The sequence below is a fragment of the Streptomyces sp. NPDC002309 genome, assembly GCF_053593375.1.
The window spans coordinates 177,949-195,099 of sequence record NZ_JBSFCI010000004.1 but is presented as its reverse complement, the minus strand read 5'-3'; the positions used below and the strand labels follow the sequence as shown (position 1 = coordinate 195,099).

18 protein-coding genes are annotated in these 17,151 nt (G+C 71.2%); 14 read left to right on the top strand and 4 right to left on the bottom strand.

All coding sequences use genetic code 11. The annotated features are described in order from the left end of the window. Positions 1-9: 9 nt before the first annotated feature. Entirely contained in the window at positions 10-459 is a 450-nt protein-coding gene (locus ACWCPM_RS05445) for a hypothetical protein (protein ID WP_450974808.1), read from the bottom strand. A 184-nt stretch (positions 460-643) separates the two neighbouring features. On the opposite strand from ACWCPM_RS05445, the gene ACWCPM_RS05440 reads away from it, so the two are divergent. The 5 genes from ACWCPM_RS05440 to ACWCPM_RS05420 all read left to right on the top strand — a co-directional run bounded on the left by ACWCPM_RS05440 (position 644) and on the right by ACWCPM_RS05420 (position 6,625). After that, positions 644-1,837: an argininosuccinate synthase gene (locus ACWCPM_RS05440; RefSeq protein WP_450974807.1), complete on the top strand. Its 1,194-nt coding sequence runs from the start codon at positions 644-646 to the stop codon at positions 1,835-1,837. A 136-nt stretch (positions 1,838-1,973) separates the two neighbouring features. Continuing rightward, positions 1,974-3,422: an argininosuccinate lyase gene (gene argH, locus ACWCPM_RS05435; protein WP_450974806.1), complete on the top strand. Its 1,449-nt coding sequence runs from the start codon at positions 1,974-1,976 to the stop codon at positions 3,420-3,422. A gap of 87 nt (positions 3,423-3,509) precedes the next feature. Next, complete coding sequence (locus ACWCPM_RS05430) at positions 3,510-4,481, top strand: aldo/keto reductase (RefSeq protein ID WP_450974805.1); 972 nt, start codon at positions 3,510-3,512, stop codon at positions 4,479-4,481. Positions 4,482-4,562: 81 nt separating this feature from the next. Then, on the top strand, positions 4,563-5,114 hold the full coding sequence (locus ACWCPM_RS05425; protein WP_450974804.1) for a TetR/AcrR family transcriptional regulator: 552 nt from the start codon (positions 4,563-4,565) through the stop codon (positions 5,112-5,114). Next, positions 5,111-6,625, top strand: a complete 1,515-nt coding sequence (locus ACWCPM_RS05420) for an MFS transporter (RefSeq protein WP_450974803.1) — start codon at positions 5,111-5,113, stop codon at positions 6,623-6,625. Before ACWCPM_RS05425 ends, ACWCPM_RS05420 begins: the two co-directional genes overlap by 4 nt. 318 nt (positions 6,626-6,943) lie before the next feature. Here the strand turns inward: ACWCPM_RS05420 and ACWCPM_RS05415 are convergent, their stop codons facing one another. Further along, positions 6,944-7,618: a lysophospholipid acyltransferase family protein gene (locus ACWCPM_RS05415; protein WP_450974802.1), complete on the bottom strand. Its 675-nt coding sequence runs from the start codon at positions 7,616-7,618 to the stop codon at positions 6,944-6,946. A gap of 379 nt (positions 7,619-7,997) precedes the next feature. Between ACWCPM_RS05415 and ACWCPM_RS05410 the strand changes: the two genes are divergently transcribed. From ACWCPM_RS05410 to ACWCPM_RS05400, 3 genes are all read left to right on the top strand, one after another. Further along, entirely contained in the window at positions 7,998-9,164 is a 1,167-nt protein-coding gene (locus ACWCPM_RS05410; RefSeq protein WP_450974801.1) for a glycerophosphodiester phosphodiesterase, read from the top strand. Between the two features lie 75 nt (positions 9,165-9,239). Further along, a complete protein-coding gene (locus tag ACWCPM_RS05405) occupies positions 9,240-9,746 on the top strand; it encodes a sigma-70 family RNA polymerase sigma factor (RefSeq protein WP_450974800.1) in 507 nt (168 codons plus the stop codon). Positions 9,747-9,789: 43 nt separating this feature from the next. After that, positions 9,790-10,287, top strand: a complete 498-nt coding sequence (locus ACWCPM_RS05400; protein WP_450974799.1) for a GNAT family N-acetyltransferase — start codon at positions 9,790-9,792, stop codon at positions 10,285-10,287. A gap of 66 nt (positions 10,288-10,353) precedes the next feature. Here the strand turns inward: ACWCPM_RS05400 and ACWCPM_RS05395 are convergent, their stop codons facing one another. Both ACWCPM_RS05395 and ACWCPM_RS05390 read right to left on the bottom strand, forming a co-directional pair. Further along, positions 10,354-10,788, bottom strand: coding sequence for a hypothetical protein (locus ACWCPM_RS05395; protein WP_450974798.1), 435 nt, complete (start codon positions 10,786-10,788; stop codon positions 10,354-10,356). Then, entirely contained in the window at positions 10,769-11,128 is a 360-nt protein-coding gene (locus ACWCPM_RS05390; RefSeq protein WP_450974797.1) for a hypothetical protein, read from the bottom strand. The genes ACWCPM_RS05395 and ACWCPM_RS05390 overlap by 20 nt, the downstream gene beginning before the upstream one ends. Positions 11,129-11,197: 69 nt before the next feature. Between ACWCPM_RS05390 and ACWCPM_RS05385 the strand changes: the two genes are divergently transcribed. The 6 genes from ACWCPM_RS05385 to cbiE all read left to right on the top strand — a co-directional run bounded on the left by ACWCPM_RS05385 (position 11,198) and on the right by cbiE (position 16,933). Beyond that, complete coding sequence (locus ACWCPM_RS05385; protein ID WP_450974796.1) at positions 11,198-11,848, top strand: HAD family hydrolase; 651 nt, start codon at positions 11,198-11,200, stop codon at positions 11,846-11,848. A gap of 319 nt (positions 11,849-12,167) precedes the next feature. Next, positions 12,168-13,211 carry a methionine ABC transporter ATP-binding protein gene (locus ACWCPM_RS05380; protein WP_450974795.1) on the top strand — a complete coding sequence of 348 codons (1,044 nt, stop codon included), beginning with the start codon at positions 12,168-12,170 and terminating at the stop codon, positions 13,209-13,211. Then, positions 13,208-13,945, top strand: a complete 738-nt coding sequence (locus ACWCPM_RS05375) for a methionine ABC transporter permease (RefSeq protein ID WP_450974794.1) — start codon at positions 13,208-13,210, stop codon at positions 13,943-13,945. The genes ACWCPM_RS05380 and ACWCPM_RS05375 overlap by 4 nt, the downstream gene beginning before the upstream one ends. Positions 13,946-14,008: 63 nt before the next feature. Continuing rightward, positions 14,009-14,836, top strand: coding sequence for a MetQ/NlpA family ABC transporter substrate-binding protein (locus ACWCPM_RS05370; protein WP_450974793.1), 828 nt, complete (start codon positions 14,009-14,011; stop codon positions 14,834-14,836). Between the two features lie 137 nt (positions 14,837-14,973). After that, entirely contained in the window at positions 14,974-15,612 is a 639-nt protein-coding gene (locus tag ACWCPM_RS05365) for a GNAT family N-acetyltransferase (protein WP_450974792.1), read from the top strand. 109 nt (positions 15,613-15,721) lie between these two features. Beyond that, positions 15,722-16,933, top strand: a complete 1,212-nt coding sequence (gene cbiE, locus ACWCPM_RS05360) for a precorrin-6y C5,15-methyltransferase (decarboxylating) subunit CbiE (RefSeq protein ID WP_450974791.1) — start codon at positions 15,722-15,724, stop codon at positions 16,931-16,933. Positions 16,934-17,151 lie beyond the last annotated feature (218 nt).

Here is a 17,151-nt window from a genome sequence, read left to right as displayed (position 1 = left end):
CCTGTCACGTCACCGGGTGAGTGTGCAGGCGGCCAGGGAGGTGAGGCCCTGGGGCTCGGTGGTGGTGGTGCGGCCGACGGCGACGGCGATGCGGTCGATGGCGGCCGTGCGCTGGGAGGCGAGCGGGCCGAGGACGGCGTTGCGTGCGAAGTCGGGTCCGCCTTGTCCGGCGGTCTCGCGCAGTCGCCGTTCGGCCTCGGTGATCTGGGTGGCGAGCAGTGCGAGGTCGCGGTCGACCTCGGCCCGGGCGGAGGCGGGCACGGCGGGCAGACGGGACGCCACATCGGGGCAGGAGAGCGTGCCGGGTGCCGCCTTCGTCGACGCGCGGGCCGGATCGCTCGACGGCGTCTCCCCGGCCAGCGCGGCTTGGGCGATCACCGTGGCGGACAACACCACGGCGCACTCGCCGCCGATCATCGCGAGGCGGCGCCGGTGGTACTTCGGAAGAGCGCTGGACATGTGAATGCCTCACTGGGGGTGTCGTGACCTAGGGGGCGCCGGCGTTCGGTGAGGAGTACGGGAAAGCGATTTCGGATGTTCAACGGCGGCGGCGATCCGACTCACCGACGGCGACCGGATTGACGAACCATGCAGACTCCTGCATACTCATGCATGTCAGCGAATGCAGTGTGAGGAGAAACCCGTGACCGAGCGCGTCGTACTCGCCTACTCAGGCGGTCTGGACACCTCCGTCGCCATCGGCTGGATCGCCGAGGAGACCGGCGCCGAGGTCATCGCCGTTGCCGTGGACGTCGGCCAGGGCGGCGAGGACCTGGACGTCATCCGCAAGCGCGCCCTCGCCTGCGGTGCCGTCGAGGCCGAGGTCGCCGACGCCAAGGACGAGTTCGCCGAGGAGTACTGCCTCCCGGCGATCAAGGCCAACGCCCTCTACATGGACCGCTACCCGCTGGTCTCCGCCCTCTCCCGGCCCACGATCGTCAAGCACCTCGTCGCCGCCGCCGAGAAGCACGGCGCCACCACGGTCGCCCACGGCTGCACCGGCAAGGGCAACGACCAGGTCCGCTTCGAGGCCGGCATCGTCGCCCTCGCCCCCGACCTCAAGTGCATCGCGCCGGTCCGGGACTACGCGATGACCCGCGACAAGGCCATCGCGTTCTGCGAGGAGAAGAACCTCCCGATCGCGACCACCAAGAAGTCGCCGTACTCGATCGACCAGAACGTCTTCGGCCGCGCCGTCGAGACGGGCTTCCTGGAGGACATCTGGAACGCCCCGATCGAGGACATCTACGAGTACACCCAGAACCCGGCCGTCGCGCGTGAGCCCGACGAGGTGGTCGTCACCTTCAAGGCGGGCGTCCCGGTCGCCGTCGACGGCAAGCCCGTCACCGTGCTCCAGGCGATCCAGCAGCTCAACGAGCGCGCCGGCGCGCAGGGCATCGGCCGGATCGACATGGTCGAGGACCGCCTCGTCGGCATCAAGTCCCGCGAGGTGTACGAGGCCCCCGGCGCGATCGCGCTGATCACCGCTCACCAGGAGCTGGAGAACGTCACCGTCGAGCGCGAGCTCGCCCGCTACAAGCGGCAGGTCGAGCAGCGCTGGGGCGAGCTGGTCTACGACGGCCTGTGGTTCTCCCCGCTCAAGCGCGCCCTGGACGGCTTCATCAACGAGGCGAACCAGCACGTGAGCGGGGACATCCGGATGACCCTGCACGGCGGCCGCGCGGTGGTCACGGGCCGGCGCTCCGAGGCCTCGCTGTACGACTTCAACCTCGCGACCTACGACACGGGCGACACCTTCGACCAGGCCGCGGCCAAGGGCTTCATCGACATCTACAGCCTGTCGTCGAAGATCGCCGCCAAGCGCGACCTCGCCTGACGGGTCCGCCCTTCGGGTCACCTCCCACGCATCGATCTGACAGCCGCCTCCTCACCTGCAAGGGTGGGGAGGCGGTCGCACAACGGCGGTCCCACGGGCGGCCGAGGCCCACCGACTTCTCCGAGGAGCAACGCAAGTGAGCAGCAACAGCGGTGACGTACGCAGCGGTGACGTACGGCTCTGGGGCGGCCGTTTCGCCGACGGTCCCGCCGAGGCCCTGGCGAAGCTGTCCGCGTCGGTCCACTTCGACTGGCGGCTCGCGCCCTACGACATCGCCGGTTCGCGTGCCCACGCCCGTGTGCTGCACAAGGCGGGCCTGCTCACCGCCGACGAACTGAGCCGGATGATCGAGGGGCTCGACCGGCTCGACGCCGACGTGGCCGCCGGCGACTTCGTCGGCACCCTCGCCGACGAGGACGTCCACACGGCCCTGGAGCGGGGCCTGCTGGAGCGCCTCGGCCCGGACCTCGGCGGCAAGCTGCGCGCGGGCCGGTCGAGGAACGACCAGGTGGCGACGCTCTTCCGGATGTACCTGCGCGACCACGCCCGTACGGTGGGCGGCCTGATCGCCGACCTCCAGGACGCCCTGATCGGCCTCGCCGAGGCACACCCCGACGTCGCGATGCCCGGCCGCACCCATCTCCAGCACGCCCAGCCGGTCCTCTTCGCCCATCACGTCCTCGCGCATGTGCAGTCCCTGTCCCGGGACGCCGAGCGGCTGCGTCAGTGGGACGAGCGGACGGCCGTGTCGCCGTACGGCTCGGGCGCCCTCGCGGGCAGCAGCCTCGGCCTGGACCCGGAGGCGGTCGCGAAGGACCTCGGCTTCGAGCACGGCAGCGTCGCCAACTCCATCGACGGCACGGCCTCCCGGGACTTCGTCGCCGAGTTCGCCTTCGTCACCGCGATGATCGGGGTGAACCTCTCCCGGATCGCCGAGGAGGTCATCATCTGGAACACGAAGGAGTTCTCCTTCGTCACCCTGCATGACGCCTTCTCCACCGGCTCGTCGATCATGCCGCAGAAGAAGAACCCGGACATCGCGGAGCTGGCGCGCGGCAAGTCCGGCCGACTGATCGGCAACCTCACCGGCCTGATGGCCACCCTCAAGGCGCTCCCGCTCGCGTACAACCGCGACCTCCAGGAGGACAAGGAGCCGGTCTTCGACTCCATCGACCAGCTGGAGGTCCTCCTCCCCGCCTTCACCGGCATGATGGCCACCCTCACCGTGCACCGCGAGCGCATGGAGGAGCTGGCTCCGGCGGGCTTCTCGCTGGCCACGGACATCGCGGAGTGGCTGGTCAGGCAGGGCGTGCCGTTCCGGGTGGCGCACGAGGTGGCCGGTGAGTGCGTCAAGGCCGCCGAAGCCGAGGGCAAGGAACTGGACGAGCTGACCGACGAGCAGTTCGCGAAGATCTCCGCCCATCTCACCCCCGAGGTCCGCACCGTGCTCGACGTCGCCGGCGCCCTCGCCTCCCGCGACGGCCGCGGGGGTACGGCCCCCGCCGCCGTCGCGATCCAGCTGGCCGAGGTGAAGACGGACGTGGCGGCCCAGCACGCGTGGGCGACGGCGCGCGGCGGGCGGTAGGGCAAAGCCCTCGGCTGCCGGGGGCGAGGGCCGTCGCGGGTTACGTTGGTCGCGAGCCGTACCGGAGCCGACCGAACGGAGCCCGCGATGCCCTTCGCCCGACTGGCCACAGCGACGACCCCCACCTGCCATATCGGACTGGGTCTCGCCGCCGTCGGCCGCCCCGGCTACATCAACCTCGGCCGGGAGCGGGACCTCGGTCAGGACCGCGGCGTCGAGACGCTGCGGGCCCGCACCCATGAACTCCTGGACGCCGCCTACGCGCAGGGCGTGCGCTACTTCGACGCCGCCCGCTCCTACGGCCGCTCCGAGGAGTTCCTCGCCGGCTGGCTGAACGCCCACCCCGAGGCCGACGACGTCGTCGTCGGCAGCAAATGGGGCTACACCTACACCGCCGACTGGTCCACGGACGCCCAGCGGCACGAGGTCAAGGACCACGGCCTCGCCACCTACGAGCGGCAGCGCGCCGAGAGCGCCGAACTGCTCGGCGACCGGCTCGACCTCTACCAGATCCACTCGGTGACCCCGGACAGCCCCGCCCTCTCCGACAGGCGACTGCACGCCGCGCTCGCCGAGGCCGCCGCCGGGGGACTGACGATCGGCTTCTCCACCAGCGGCCCCGAGCAGGCCGCGGCGATCCGGGCGGCGCTGGAGGTGACGGTCGACGGTGAGCCCCTCTTCCGTACGGTCCAGTCCACGTTCAACGTCCTGGAGACCTCGGCCGCCCACGCCCTCGCCGCGGCGCACGACGCCGGGCTCACCGTCATCGTCAAGGAGGGCATGGCCAACGGGCGGCTGGTGGAGCGGCACGCGCCGGGCGGGCTCAAGGCCGTGGCCGCGGAGACGGGCCTGGGCTGCGACGCCGTCGCTCTCGCGCTGATCCTCAGCAAGCCCTGGGCGGGCGTGGCCCTCTCCGGCGCCGCGACCACCGGCCAGCTCGCCTCGAACCTGCACGCCCCGGTCGTGGACCTCGACGACGATCAGCTGGCACGACTCGCCGTCCTCGCAGAGGACCCGCAGGTCTACTGGGAGCAGCGCGCGCGGCTGCCCTGGCACTGACCCTGGCGTCACCTCGTCGCTCAGGTGAGGCACACACGGCAAGATGAGACACGAGTGTCTCATCTGGGGTATTCTTGTCTCATGGCCGTCGATCGCGAGTACGTGCTGCGCACCGCAGCAGCCCTGCTGACCAGAAAGTCCACCGCGACCATGGACGAGGTCGCCAAGGCCGCGGGGATCAGCCGGGCCACACTGCACCGCCAGTTCGCGGGCCGCGACGCGCTCGTCCGGGCGCTGGAGGCGCTCGGCCTCGCGGAGTGCGAGGCGGCCCTGGAGGCGGCCCGGCTGGACGAGGGCGGCGCGCGCGACGCCGTACGGCGGCTGGTGCGGGAGGTCGAGCCCGTGGCCGGACTCGTCGCCTTCCTCTACACCGAGAACCAGCTGTTCGAGGGCGACGAGCAGAACGAGGGCTGGGACCGGCTCGACGCCCGGATCTCGGCGTTGTTCCGGCGGGGCCAGGACACCGGCGAGTTCCGCATCGACCTGTCCCCCGCCTGGCTCACCGAGGCCCTCTACGGCCTGATCGCCGCCGGCGCCTGGTCCGTCCATGACGGCAGGGTCGCCGCGAAGGACTTCCAGCACATGATCGTCGAGCTGCTGCTCGGCGGCGCGACACGGAGAGAGGAATCATGACCAGCACCCTGCGGCCGGCGTACACGCACGACGCGGTGAGGCGCCCAGGGCGTTGGCTCGCGCTGTCCGTGCTCATGCTCGCCGTGCTGCTGGTGGCGGTGGACGCCACCGTGCTCGGCCTCGCGACTCCTTACATATCGGAGGACCTGAGCCCGTCCGGCGCCCAGCTGCTATGGATCGGTGACGTCTACTCCTTCGTGATCGCCGGTCTGCTCGTCTCCATGGGCAGCCTCGGCGACCGCGTCGGCCGCAAGCGGATCCTGCTGATCGGCGCCACGGCGTTCGGCGCGGTGTCCGTGCTCAACGCCTACGCGACCACCCCCGAGATGCTGATCCTGGCCCGGGCGCTGCTGGGTGTCGCGGGCGCGACCCTGATGCCGGCCACGCTCGCCCTGATCCGCAACCTCTTCCACGACCCGCGCGAGCGCAGCCTCGCCATCGGTGTCTGGGGTGCCACCGCGGCGGCCGGCATGGCGATCGGGCCGATCGTCGGCGGGTTCCTGCTGGAGCACTTCTGGTGGGGCTCCGTCTTCCTGATCAACCTGCCCGTGATGGTGGTCCTCGTCCTCGTCGGCATCAAGCTGCTGCCCGAGTCGAAGAACCCCGGGCACGGCCCCTGGGACCTGCCGAGCGTGGTGCTGTCGCTGGTCGGCATGATCGCGGTGGTGTACGCGGTCAAGGAGGCCGCGACGCACGGGTTCGGCTGGGAGGCGGTCGTCGTGGGCCTGCTGGGCGCCGCCGCGCTCCACGGCTTCGTCCGGCGTCAGTTCACCCTGCGGGCCCCGCTGCTGGACATGCGGCTGTTCCGCCACCGCGGCTTCAGTGGGGCGGTGCTCGCCGATCTGCTGACCGTCCTCGGCATGTCCGGTCTGGTCTTCTTCCTCTCGCAGTATCTGCAACTGGTCCAGGGCAGGCGACCGTTGGAGGCGGGCCTCGCCGAACTTCCCGCCGCCATCGGTGCGGTGGCGGCCGGCCTGGTCGCCGGGCGGGCGGCCCGGCGGTACTCGGTGCGGGCGGTGGTCGCGGGCGGTCTCGCCGCGGTCGGCCTGGCGCTGGGCGCGCTGACCCTGCTCTCCCGGGACACGGGGTACCCGCTGCTCGGCACCGCGCTGCTGGTCGTCGGTGTCGGCGCCGGATTCTCGTTCACGGTGACCGCCGACGTGATCCTCGCGTCGGTGCCCAAGGAACAGGCGGGCGCGGCGTCGGCCGTCTCTGAGACGGCGTACGAACTGGGCGCAGCCCTCGGTATCGCGCTGCTCGGTTCGATCGTGACCGGCGTCTACAAGGGCTTCGCCGCGCCCGCGGGCACGCCGGAGGCCGCGCACGAGTCACTGGGCGGAGCCGTCGAGGCCGCGGCGGGCCTCCCGGCCCCCACCTCCGCGGCCCTGCTGGAAGCGGCCCGCGAGTCCTTCGTGGACGGCCTGGCCCTCGCGTCGGGCGTGGGTGCGACGGTACTGCTGGCGGCGGCGGGAGCGGCATGGTTCCTGCTCCGGAACCAAAAACTGGACTGACCGACCGCCCCGCGCCCCAGGGTCGCGGGTAACCACGCACCCGCGCGCAGCAACGACCGGCACCCTGTACGACCTCGCCCGAGCCTCAAATCCCCCGCGGAGGGAAACCAACCGCAGGGGCGCGGGGAACGGCGCGCCAAGCCCCCACCCACCTGCAGCGCAGCAACGACCCGCACCCCGCGCGAACCGGCCGGAGCCTCAAAACGACGCCGAGGGCAACGACCCCAGGGGCGCGGGGAACGGCGCGCCAAGCCCCCACCCACCCGCAGCCGAACCCGAACCGCACCCCCCGACGACCCGCCCCGCCAACCAGCGGAGCTAAGCCGCTTCCTTGGCCTTCGTGGCGTACATGTCCACATACTCCTGCCCCGACAGCCGCATGACCTCCGTCATCACGGAGTCCGTCACGGCCCGCAGCACATAGCGGTCCCGGTCCATCCCGTCGTACCGGGAGAACTCCAGCGCCTCACCGAAGCGCACCGTCACCCGCGCGGGCCGGGGGAAGCCGGCACCGCCGGGCTGGATCCGGTCCGTCCCGATCATGGCGAAGGGGACGACCGGAGCCCCGGTCATCAGGGTGAGCCGGGCGATGCCGGTACGGCCCCGGTACAGACGCCCGTCGGGCGAGCGGGTGCCCTCGGGGTAGATACCGAAGACGCGCCCCTCCTCCAGGATCCGGCGCCCGGTCATCAGCGCCGCGACGCCGCCCCTGGCGCCGTCGCGGTCGACGGGGATCATGCCGACGCCGGTGAAGAACCACGCCATCAACCGGCCCTTGAGCCCCTTACCGGTGACGTACTCGTCCTTGCCGATGAAGAAGACCTGACGGTCGCAGACCAGCGGCAGGATCATCGAGTCGATGAACGTGAGGTGGTTGCCGGCCAGGATCACCGGACCGGAGCCCGGGATGTGCTCCACGCCCTCCACCCGAGGGCGGAACATCAGGCGCATGATCGGACCGAGCACTGCCTTGATGAGCGCGAAGCGGGACAACGGGCCCTCCGGGGTCAACGGTTTCGGTATGAGTCTGTGCAGGTGAGGACGATACTCGCGGCCCCCGGGCAAAAGCACATCGGGGACATCGGGTTCACCGAGGTCTTACGCACTGTTGACGTACGTTCACCTGCGGTGGCGCCTCGCAGCCTACGCGTATCCCGGCCGCGACGATGTGACCGACATCGCGTCGAGCCGCTACCGACCGGCTACCCCGCCACACACCGCCGAAGCCGACACCTCGTCACCTCGGCCGAACATACGGTCCTCATACGACATCCGTAGTCATCCACGCGTTCGACATGACGCCTCCCGGCTGACACGTCTACACCCCTACCATCGGCCGGCACCATCGACATTCACGGCAGGGAGGCCGCTGATGGCAACGCAGGAGTCGAACGAGCGGGAGCAGGCGCACCACGGGCGGCGGGCGCTCCTCGGCGCCGCGATGCTCGGCGCCGGCGGCGCCGTCCTCGGACTGCCCGGCACGGCCAGAGCCGACGCACGCCAGGGAGGCCGAGGAATGAAGAGCCTGCCCGTGCCGACGATCGTCGGTCACCGCGGCGCCAGCGGCTACCGCCCCGAGCACACCCTCGGCTCGTACCAGCTGGCCCTCGACATGGGCGCCGACATCGTCGAGGCCGGCGACCTGGTGCCCACCAAGGACGGCCACCTCGTCTGCCGGCACGAGCCCGAGATCGGCGGCACCACGGACGTCGCGAGCCACCCCGAGTTCGTCGACCGCAGGACCACGAAGCTGCTGGACGGTGTCTCCACCACCGGCTGGTTCACCGAGGACTTCACCCTCGCCGAGCTGAAGACCCTGCGCGCCACCGAGCGCATCCCGGCCAACCGCCCGCACAACACCCTCTACGACGGCCGCTGGGAGATCCCCACCTTCGAAGAGGTGCTCCGTTGGCAGGACGAGCAGGCCCGCAGGCGCGGCAAGGAGGTGTGGATCTACCCCGAGCTCAAGCACCCCACCTACTTCCGCGCACTGGGCCTCTCCCTGGAGGAGCGCGTCGCCAAGGTGCTGCGCAAGTACCGCAGGGACCGCTGGAACTCGCCGGTCATCCTCCAGTCCTTCGAGCCGACCAGCATCCAGCGCCTGCACAAGCTGGTCGACAACCCGCTCGTCGTGCTGCTGTCCGGCGCCACCACCCGCCCCTGGGACTTCGTGGAGACCGGTGACCCGCGCAGCGTCGCCGACCTGATCAAGCCGGCCGGCCTGCGCGAGATCGCCTCCTACGCCCAGGGCATCGGCCCCACGCTCGACCTGGTCATCCCGAGGGACGCCGCGGGCAACCTCACCCGGCCGACCACCCTGGTCGCCGACGCCCACAAGGTCGGCCTCAAGCTGCACCCCTACACCCTGCGCAACGAGAACCCCTTCCTGCCCGCGAACTTCCGCAAGGGCACCGACGCGGACGCCTACGGCGACGCCTTCGGCGCCTACAAGGCGTACTTCGCCACCGGCATCGACGGCATCTTCACCGACCAGCCGGACACCGGTCTGCTGGCCCGCGAGGACTTCGTCAACGGCTGAACCGCCCCACCCCGATCGGGGTGACTGCCGCCCGCCCGGGCAACCCGACGCCCGGGCGGGCGCGTCGTGCCGCATATGACGCACGATCTGGTCACCGCACTGCGCCCCCTGCTCGCCGCCGAGGCCTCGGCCGAGGCGCCCGCCGCCGGCACCGAGCCCGCAGACCTGGAACAGGCGGTCTGGCTCCGCCTGCTGGAACTCCTCGACTCCGGCGGCCCGCCCCGCGACCCCGAGCGCTGGCTGCGCCGCGCCGTGCGCTCCGAGGCCCGCCGCTCCCGCCGCACGACCCGACGGGAACGCCCCTACGGCACCGAGCCCGCCGACGCCGCCGAGCGCACCCCCGAACAGCTCGTCCTCAGCGCCTCCCGCACCCGTGCCCTGCGTGCCGCGGTGCGCAGGCTGCCCGGCCGCTGCCCCGTCCTGCTGGAGGCGCTGATGTCCCCCAGGGACCCCACATACCGGGAGATCGCGGGGGAGTTGGGTATCTCACAGGGGAGTCTCGGGCCGGAACGTTCCAGATGTCTGGGATGTCTGCGGCGATTGCTCGCCGCGGAGGTTGCGGCTCAGGGAGCGCGGGGATAGGAGTGAGGGACATCAGCAACAGGTGAGCGGGAGGCGTGCACACATGGGCATGAGCGTGATCATCTCCGAGGCGACCGACCAGGACGTCGAGCAGATCTTCAAGCTGCAGTACCTGTGCTTCCAGAGCGAGGCGGCGCTGTACGGCAACTACCGCATCGACCCGCTCGTCCAGACGCTGGATTCGGTCCGTCAGGAGGTCGCCGAGGACTGCGTCTTCGTGGCCCGGCTCGGCGACGAGGTGATCGGCTCGGTGCGCGGCACGATCACCGACGACGGCGCGGCCTCCATCGGCGGCCTCTGCGTCCACCCCCGCCTCCAGGGCCACGGCATCGGCGCCCGCCTCCTGCGCGCGGCCGAGTCGGCACTCGCTGAGCAGCGCGGCGCCAAGAAGTTCCGCCTCCACACCGGCCACCGCAGCGAGAGCAGCCTCCGCCTCTACCGCAAGGTCGGCTACGAGACGGTCGGCACGTCGAAGGGGACGGACGGCGTACCCATGATCGTCCTGGAGAAGCAGGCGGGCGCCTACGTGGCGACGGCCTGAGCGGCCACGCCCTGGACGCGGGGTCGCCCGCGTCCGGCCTCGCGAACCCGCGTCCTGCGACGGTGCTCAGCCCGCCTGCGCGTGTCGCGCCTTCCGCAACCACCACAGCGCCGACACCGGCAGCAGCACCGGGATGAACAGATAGCCCATGCCGAAGTCGGACCACACGGTCGCGTCCGGGAACGCCGACGGCTCGACCAGCGTCCACGCACCGACGACCAGCACGCCCACCAGCTCGGCGCCGCAGCAGACCTGTGCCGCCCTGCGGGCCGTCTCCCCGCCGCGCACCAGCGTGTACGTGATGAACCCGTACACGACCCCGGCCAGCGCCGACAGCGAGTAGGCGAGCGGCGCCCGGTCGAACTCGGTCGCGATCTGGTACGCGGACCGCGACACGGCTCCCACGACCATCACGCCGTACAGCCAGACCAGCAGTACGCCGGGCCCGCTGATCAGCCGTGTCCTGGCTGTCGTGGTCACCTCAGCCTCCCCAGATGTCATAGAGCCGCACCTGCAGCACGGCGAGCACCACGCCGCCCGCGGCGACCGTGACCGAACCCCACCTGGACCGCTCGGCCAGCGACATGAACCCGGCGGCCGGGACGCAGGCGAACGCGCCCAGCAGATACGCCACGAAGATGGTCGTTCCCTGGGCCGGCTTCTCGCCGCGCGCCAACTGCACGATGCCGATCACCAACTGCGCCAGCGCCAGCACCGACACCACGGCCATGCCGATGAAGTGCCAGTCCTTCGTCGGCTGATCGCGGTACGCGGCCCAGCCGCACCACGCGCCGAGCAGCAGGGCGGCGACAGCGGTCGCCACCGTCAGGGCATCAAGCATGGACCGACCCTATTACGGCCCGAAAGGCCTGGTGCGGTCGCCCCCGGGCTGCCCCGTAGGGTCGAGAGCATGAAGATCCGCGCTCAAGCCCTCCTCTTCGACAACGACGGCACTCTGGTCTCCTCGCTCGAATCCGTCCACCGCTGCTGGACCCTCTGGGCCGGCGAGTACGGCCTCACCGCCGAACGTTTCGCGGAGGTCGAGCTGCACGGCCGCACCGCGGCCGAGATAGCCGCCGACCTGCTGCCGTCCGAGATCGTGCCCGAGGCCGTCGCGCGGATCGAGGCGCTGGAGGTGGAGGACGTCCCCAACGGCGGTGTGCGCCTGCTCCCCGGCACCCACGACTTCCTCACCGCCCTGCCCGCCGAGCGCTGGGCCGTCGTCACCTCCGCCACCCGCCGTCTGGCCGAGGCCCGCCTCGACGCCGTCGGCATCCTGCCCAAGACGCTGATCGCCGCCGACGACGTCACCCGGGGCAAGCCCGACCCGCAGCCCTACCTGCTCGGTGCCCGCGCGCTGGGCGTCGACCCGGCCGCCTGCGTCGTCTTCGAGGACGCCCCCGCCGGACTGCGGGCGGGGCGTGCCGCCGGGATGACCACCGTGGCCTTGGCCACAACCCACCCCGCCCACGAGCTGACCGCCGACCTGGTGGTCGAGGACCTGTCGGCCCTGTCCGTGCTGGTCACCTCCCAGGGCGTGGAGATCTCCGTACGGCACTGAGGACCGTCCACCGCTGTCCGCAATGCGGACTGCGTTTCCTGATTGCCTGTGTACGTCTGCTTTACTGATCGCATGACCACGACGAGCAGCCGCATCCCTGCGACCGAGGCGACCCCCACGCCCGGTGCCGGCTGTATGTGTCGTCGAATGTGCGCCTTCTAGAGGGCCCCCGATCCCCCTGAGCCTCGCGCCCCGAAGCGAGCCGCCGCGGCATGTCCGTACCTCTTCGCCGTACGTGACCCCCTTGCCCCGCGCACCACCTCCCTCTCGTATCCGGGCACACCCGTGCCCCGGTACTCGACAGTGACGGAACCCCCACGTGATCACCACATCGGGCCTTACCAAGACCTACCGCTCCCGCGGTCGCGAGGTCACCGCCCTGGACGGCGTCGATCTGCACGTCCGCGAAGGCGAGGTGTACGGCGTCATCGGCCAGTCCGGCGCGGGCAAGTCCTCGCTGATCCGCTGCGTCAACCTCCTGGAGCGCCCGACCTCCGGCACGGTCACGGTGGCGGGCCAGGACCTCACCGCCCTCGTCGGGCGCGGTCCGCGCGCGGGACGGGAACTGCGCCGGGCGCGCAGCCACATCGGGATGGTCTTCCAGCACTTCAATCTGCTGTCCTCGCGGACCGTCCAGGACAACGTCGAGCTGCCGCTGGAGATCCTCGGCAAGTCAGGGAAGGAACGTTCCCGCAAGGCGCTCGAACTGCTCGACCTGGTAGGCCTCGCCGACAAGGCGAAGGCCTACCCCGCCCAGCTCTCCGGCGGCCAGAAGCAGCGCGTCGGCATCGCCCGCGCCCTGGCCGGCGACCCCAAGGTGCTGCTCTCCGACGAGGCCACCAGCGCCCTCGACCCCGAGACCACCCGCTCGATCCTGAAGCTGCTGCGCGACCTGAACGAGCAGCTCGGTCTGACCGTCCTGCTCATCACGCACGAGATGGACGTCGTCAAGAGCGTCTGCGACTCGGCCGCCCTGATGGACAAGGGCCGTATCGTCGAGTCCGGCACGGTCGGCGAACTGCTCGCCACCCCGGGCTCGGAGCTGGCCTCCGCGCTCTTCCCGGTGGGCGGCGAGGCGTCCGGCGACGACCGCACGGTCCTCGACGTCACCTTCCACGGCGAGTCCGCCACCCAGCCGGTCATCTCCCAGCTGGCCCGCACGTACAACATCGACATCTCCATCCTGGGCGCCGCGATCGACACCGTCGGCGGCCTCCAGGTCGGCCGGATGCGCATCGAGCTGCCCGGCCGCTACGAGGACAACGTCGTGCCGATCGGCTTCCTGCGCGAACAGGGCCTGCAGATCGACATCGTGGGCGCCGCGGACGACGCGCCCCTGCTGGTGAAGGAAGATGCCAAGTGACCTGGTCCGAGATGCGGCCCCTGCTGGAGCAGGCCTGTACCGAGACGCTGATCATGGTCGGCTGGTCGACTCTGATCGCCGTCGTCCTCGGCCTGCCGATCGGCGTCCTGCTCGTCCTCACGGACAAGGGCGGACTGCTGCAGAGCACCGTGCTGAACAAGGTCATCGGGCAGATCGTGAACGTGGGCCGCTCGCTGCCGTTCATCATCCTGATGGTGGCGCTGATGAGCTTCACCCGCTGGGTCACCGGCACCACCATCGGCAGCGGTGCCGCCATCGTGCCGCTCGCCATCGGCGGCATCCCGTTCTTCGCCCGCCTCGTCGAGACGGCCGTCCGCGAGGTGGACCACGGCCTGGTCGAGGCCGTGCAGTCCATGGGCGGCAACAACTGGACCGTCGTCCGCAAGGTCCTCGTCCCCGAGGCCCTGCCGTCCCTGATCGCCTCCACCACGACCACGGTCATCGCCCTGATCGGCTACTCGGCCATGGCGGGCACCGTCGGCGGCGGCGGACTCGGCGACCTCGCCGTCCGTTACGGCTACCAGCGCTTCGAGACCGGACTGATGTGGATCACCGTGGCGGTCCTCGCCGTCGCCATCTCCCTCATCCAGTTCGCCGGCGACTGCACGGCCCGCTCCCTGCACCACCGCGGCGCGGGCTCCGGCCCCGGCCCCAAGCTCCGCCTGCTGAAGGCGAAGGAGCCCGCCGTGGCCGACGTGGACAAGGTCGCGTAACCCCCCAAGAACCCCCCGCACACCATCGCGGGGTCGCACCACCCTTAAGGAAAGGCACTTTTCGTGCGTAACACCGCCAAGATCACCGCCGCCGCCCTCGCCGCCGGAGCACTCACCCTCGGGCTCACCGCCTGCGGCTCGGGCCAGGACGCCGCCTCCGACACCTCGGGACCGCTGGTCGTCGCCGCGACGCCCGTCCCGCACGCCCAGGTCCTCCAGTACGTCAAGGACAACCTGGCCGCGAAGGCCGGCCTCGACCTCGAGGTCAAGGAGTTCACCGACTACGTCACGCCGAACACGGCGACGGAGGACGGCTCCGTGGGCGCCAACTACTTCCAGACCGCGCCCTACCTCGAGGACTTCAACAAGAAGAACGGCACCCACCTGGTGTCCGTCGCCTCCGTGCACCTCGAGCCGCTCGGCCTGTACTCCGAGAAGACCGACAAGGTCGCCGGTCTGAAGAACGGCGCGACCATCGCCGTCCCCAACGACACCGTCACCGAGGCGCGCGCCCTCCAGCTGCTCGCCGCGAACGGGCTGCTCACGCTCAAGGACGGCGTCGGCACCGCGGCCACCACCGCCGACATCACCGAGAACCCGAAGAACCTCAAGTTCAAGGAGCTGGAGGCGGCCCTGACGCCCCGCGCCCTGAAGGACGTCGACGCGGCCGTGATCAACGGCAACTACGCCCTGGAGGCGGACCTCGAGCCGGCCCGGGACGCCCTCGTCCTGGAGTCCCCGGACAACAACCCGAACGTCAACCTCCTCGTCGTCAAGGAAGGCAGCGAGGACGACCCGCGCGTGAAGAAGCTCGCGAAGCTGCTCACCTCCCCCGAGGTCAAGAAGTTCATCGAGAAGGAGTACGCCGGCTCGGTCATCGCCTCCTTCTGAGCCGCGTCCGCCTTCCCGCGCACCCGGGGTCCGCTCCTTCGCACGGAGTCGACCCCGGGTGTGTGGCGGAGTGCTTTCATACTGCATGCTGGGCAGTTCAGCAGTCCCTGACGGTTCGAAGGTTATGGAGCGACGTCATGACGAGCAGCTTCCCCAGCGTCTCCATCAGCACGGAGCGGTTGGTGCTGCGTCCGTTCGACGAGGACGACGTCCCCGCCCTCGCCGAGATGATGAACGACGAGCAGGTCGTCGCCTGGACCGATGTGCGGCTGCCCTTCACCGAGGACAGCGCCCGCGCCTGGATCACCGGACAGGCCCCCGCCGAGCGCGCCCGGGGACGCGGCGTCGCCCTCGCCGTCACCGAGTTCCTCACCCAGCGCCTGGTCGGCCTCATCCAGCTGAACCGCGCCAACTGGCACGTACGCGCCACCGAGCTGTCGTACGTCGTCGCCCCCTGGGCCCGCGGGGAGGGCTACGCCTCGGAGGCGGCGCTCGCCACCGCCCAGTGGCTGTTCCACGACCAGAAGTTCGAACGCATCGAGCTGCGCACCGCGGCCGACAACACCGCCTCCCAGCAGGTCGCCCAGAAGATCGGCTGCATCAGCGAGGGTGTCCTGCGCGGCGCCTGCATAGCGCGCGCCCGCACGGACGACGGCCGCTGGACCGAGGTGCGCACCGACTACATCGTGTGGAGCCTGCTGCCCGAGGACCTGGAAGGTGCGGGCGAGCAGTTCGCGGACACCGGCGGTTTCACGTCGTACTCGGACTGGAACTGAGGCCGGCGGGGAAGCCGCACGAGCGCGCCCGGACCGCACCAGGTACTCTCACGGAGCCCGCCCGCCGGCTGCCGCCGACGACCTGCGCGAACCCAGGAGACTGACGACGATGGCCGACCGGGTCACGGTGATCGGCTGGGACGGCTCTCCACTGACCGCCACGGCACGCGGCGCGCTGGGCGCCGCCACCCTCGTGGCGGGTGCCGGACACCACCTGGGACTGCCCGAGGTACCGCCCGGCGCCGAGCGCGTCCGGCTCGGCAGCGTCGCCCTCGCCGCCCGCCGGATCGCGGCCCATCGCGGCACCGCCGTGGTCGTCGCCGACGGCGACCCGGGCTTCTTCGGCGTGGTCCGTACCCTGCGCGCCCCCGAGTTCGGCCTGGAGGTCGAGGTCGTCCCCGCCGTCTCCTCCGTGGCCGCCGCCTTCGCGCGGGCGGGCATGCCCTGGGACGACGCACAGGTGGTCGTCGCACACCCCCGCACCCTGCGACGCGCGGTGAACGTATGCCGCGCCCATGGCAAGGTCGCGGTCCTCACCTCGCCCGGCGCCGGTCCCGCCGAACTGGGGCTGCTCCTGGACGGCGTCCACCGCACCTTCGTGATCTGCGAGGAACTGGGCACCGCGCGCGAGCAGGTCACCGTCGTCACCTCCGACAAGGCCGCCGACCACACCTGGCGCGACCCGAACGTCGTCATCGTCATCGGTGGTCCCGCCGCGGCGCAGGAGGGCGGCGGCTGGATCGCCGGCCGCGATCCCGCCCCGGGCCCGCGCGGCTGGACCCTGCCGGCCGAGGCGTACGACGGCGCCCTGGGCGAGGGTGAGACCGAACTGCTGCGCGCGGCCCAACTCGCCCGGCTCGGCCCCCGCGTGGGGGACCTCGTCTGGGACATCGGCTGCGGCAGCGGCGCCTTCGCCACCGAGGCCGCCAGGGCCGGCGCCGCCGTCATCGCCGTCGACCGCGACCATGGCGCCTGCGCCCGCACCGACGCCGCCGCGCGCCGCCTCGGGGTCCAGCTCCAGATCGTCCAGGGCATCGCCCCGCAGGTCCTGGAGAACCTGCCCGAACCCGACGTCGTGCGGGTCGGCGGCGAGGGCGCGGCCGTGGTCTCCGCGGTCGCCGACCGGCGCCCGCAGCGCATCGTCACCCACGCCGCCACCCGCGACGCGGCCGAACTCATCGGCCGCGACCTCTCCGAGCACGGCTACGAGGTCGAGTGCGCCCTCCTGCAGTCCGTGGAACTCGACACGCGGTCCTGGACGGAGAAGGAGCGGAGCGTCGCGTTCCTGCTGACCGGCGTGCTGCCCGATCGCGCCCCGTGATCTGTTTGTCGTACTGCGCGCGGTAGGCTGGCCGATCGTTGTACCGCATTCGGGCGCCCGGCACTTCGTCGGTCAATGTCCGGAAAACATGCTCGTTCTGGGGTGGGTGCGGTACGGCACAACCCGGGGACGCGCAACGTGGCACAGTCCACAGCGGGCCGTCGTGAATGAAGCTGACGTGGCGGTGGAACGGCCGCGACAATGCCACTGAATGGCTT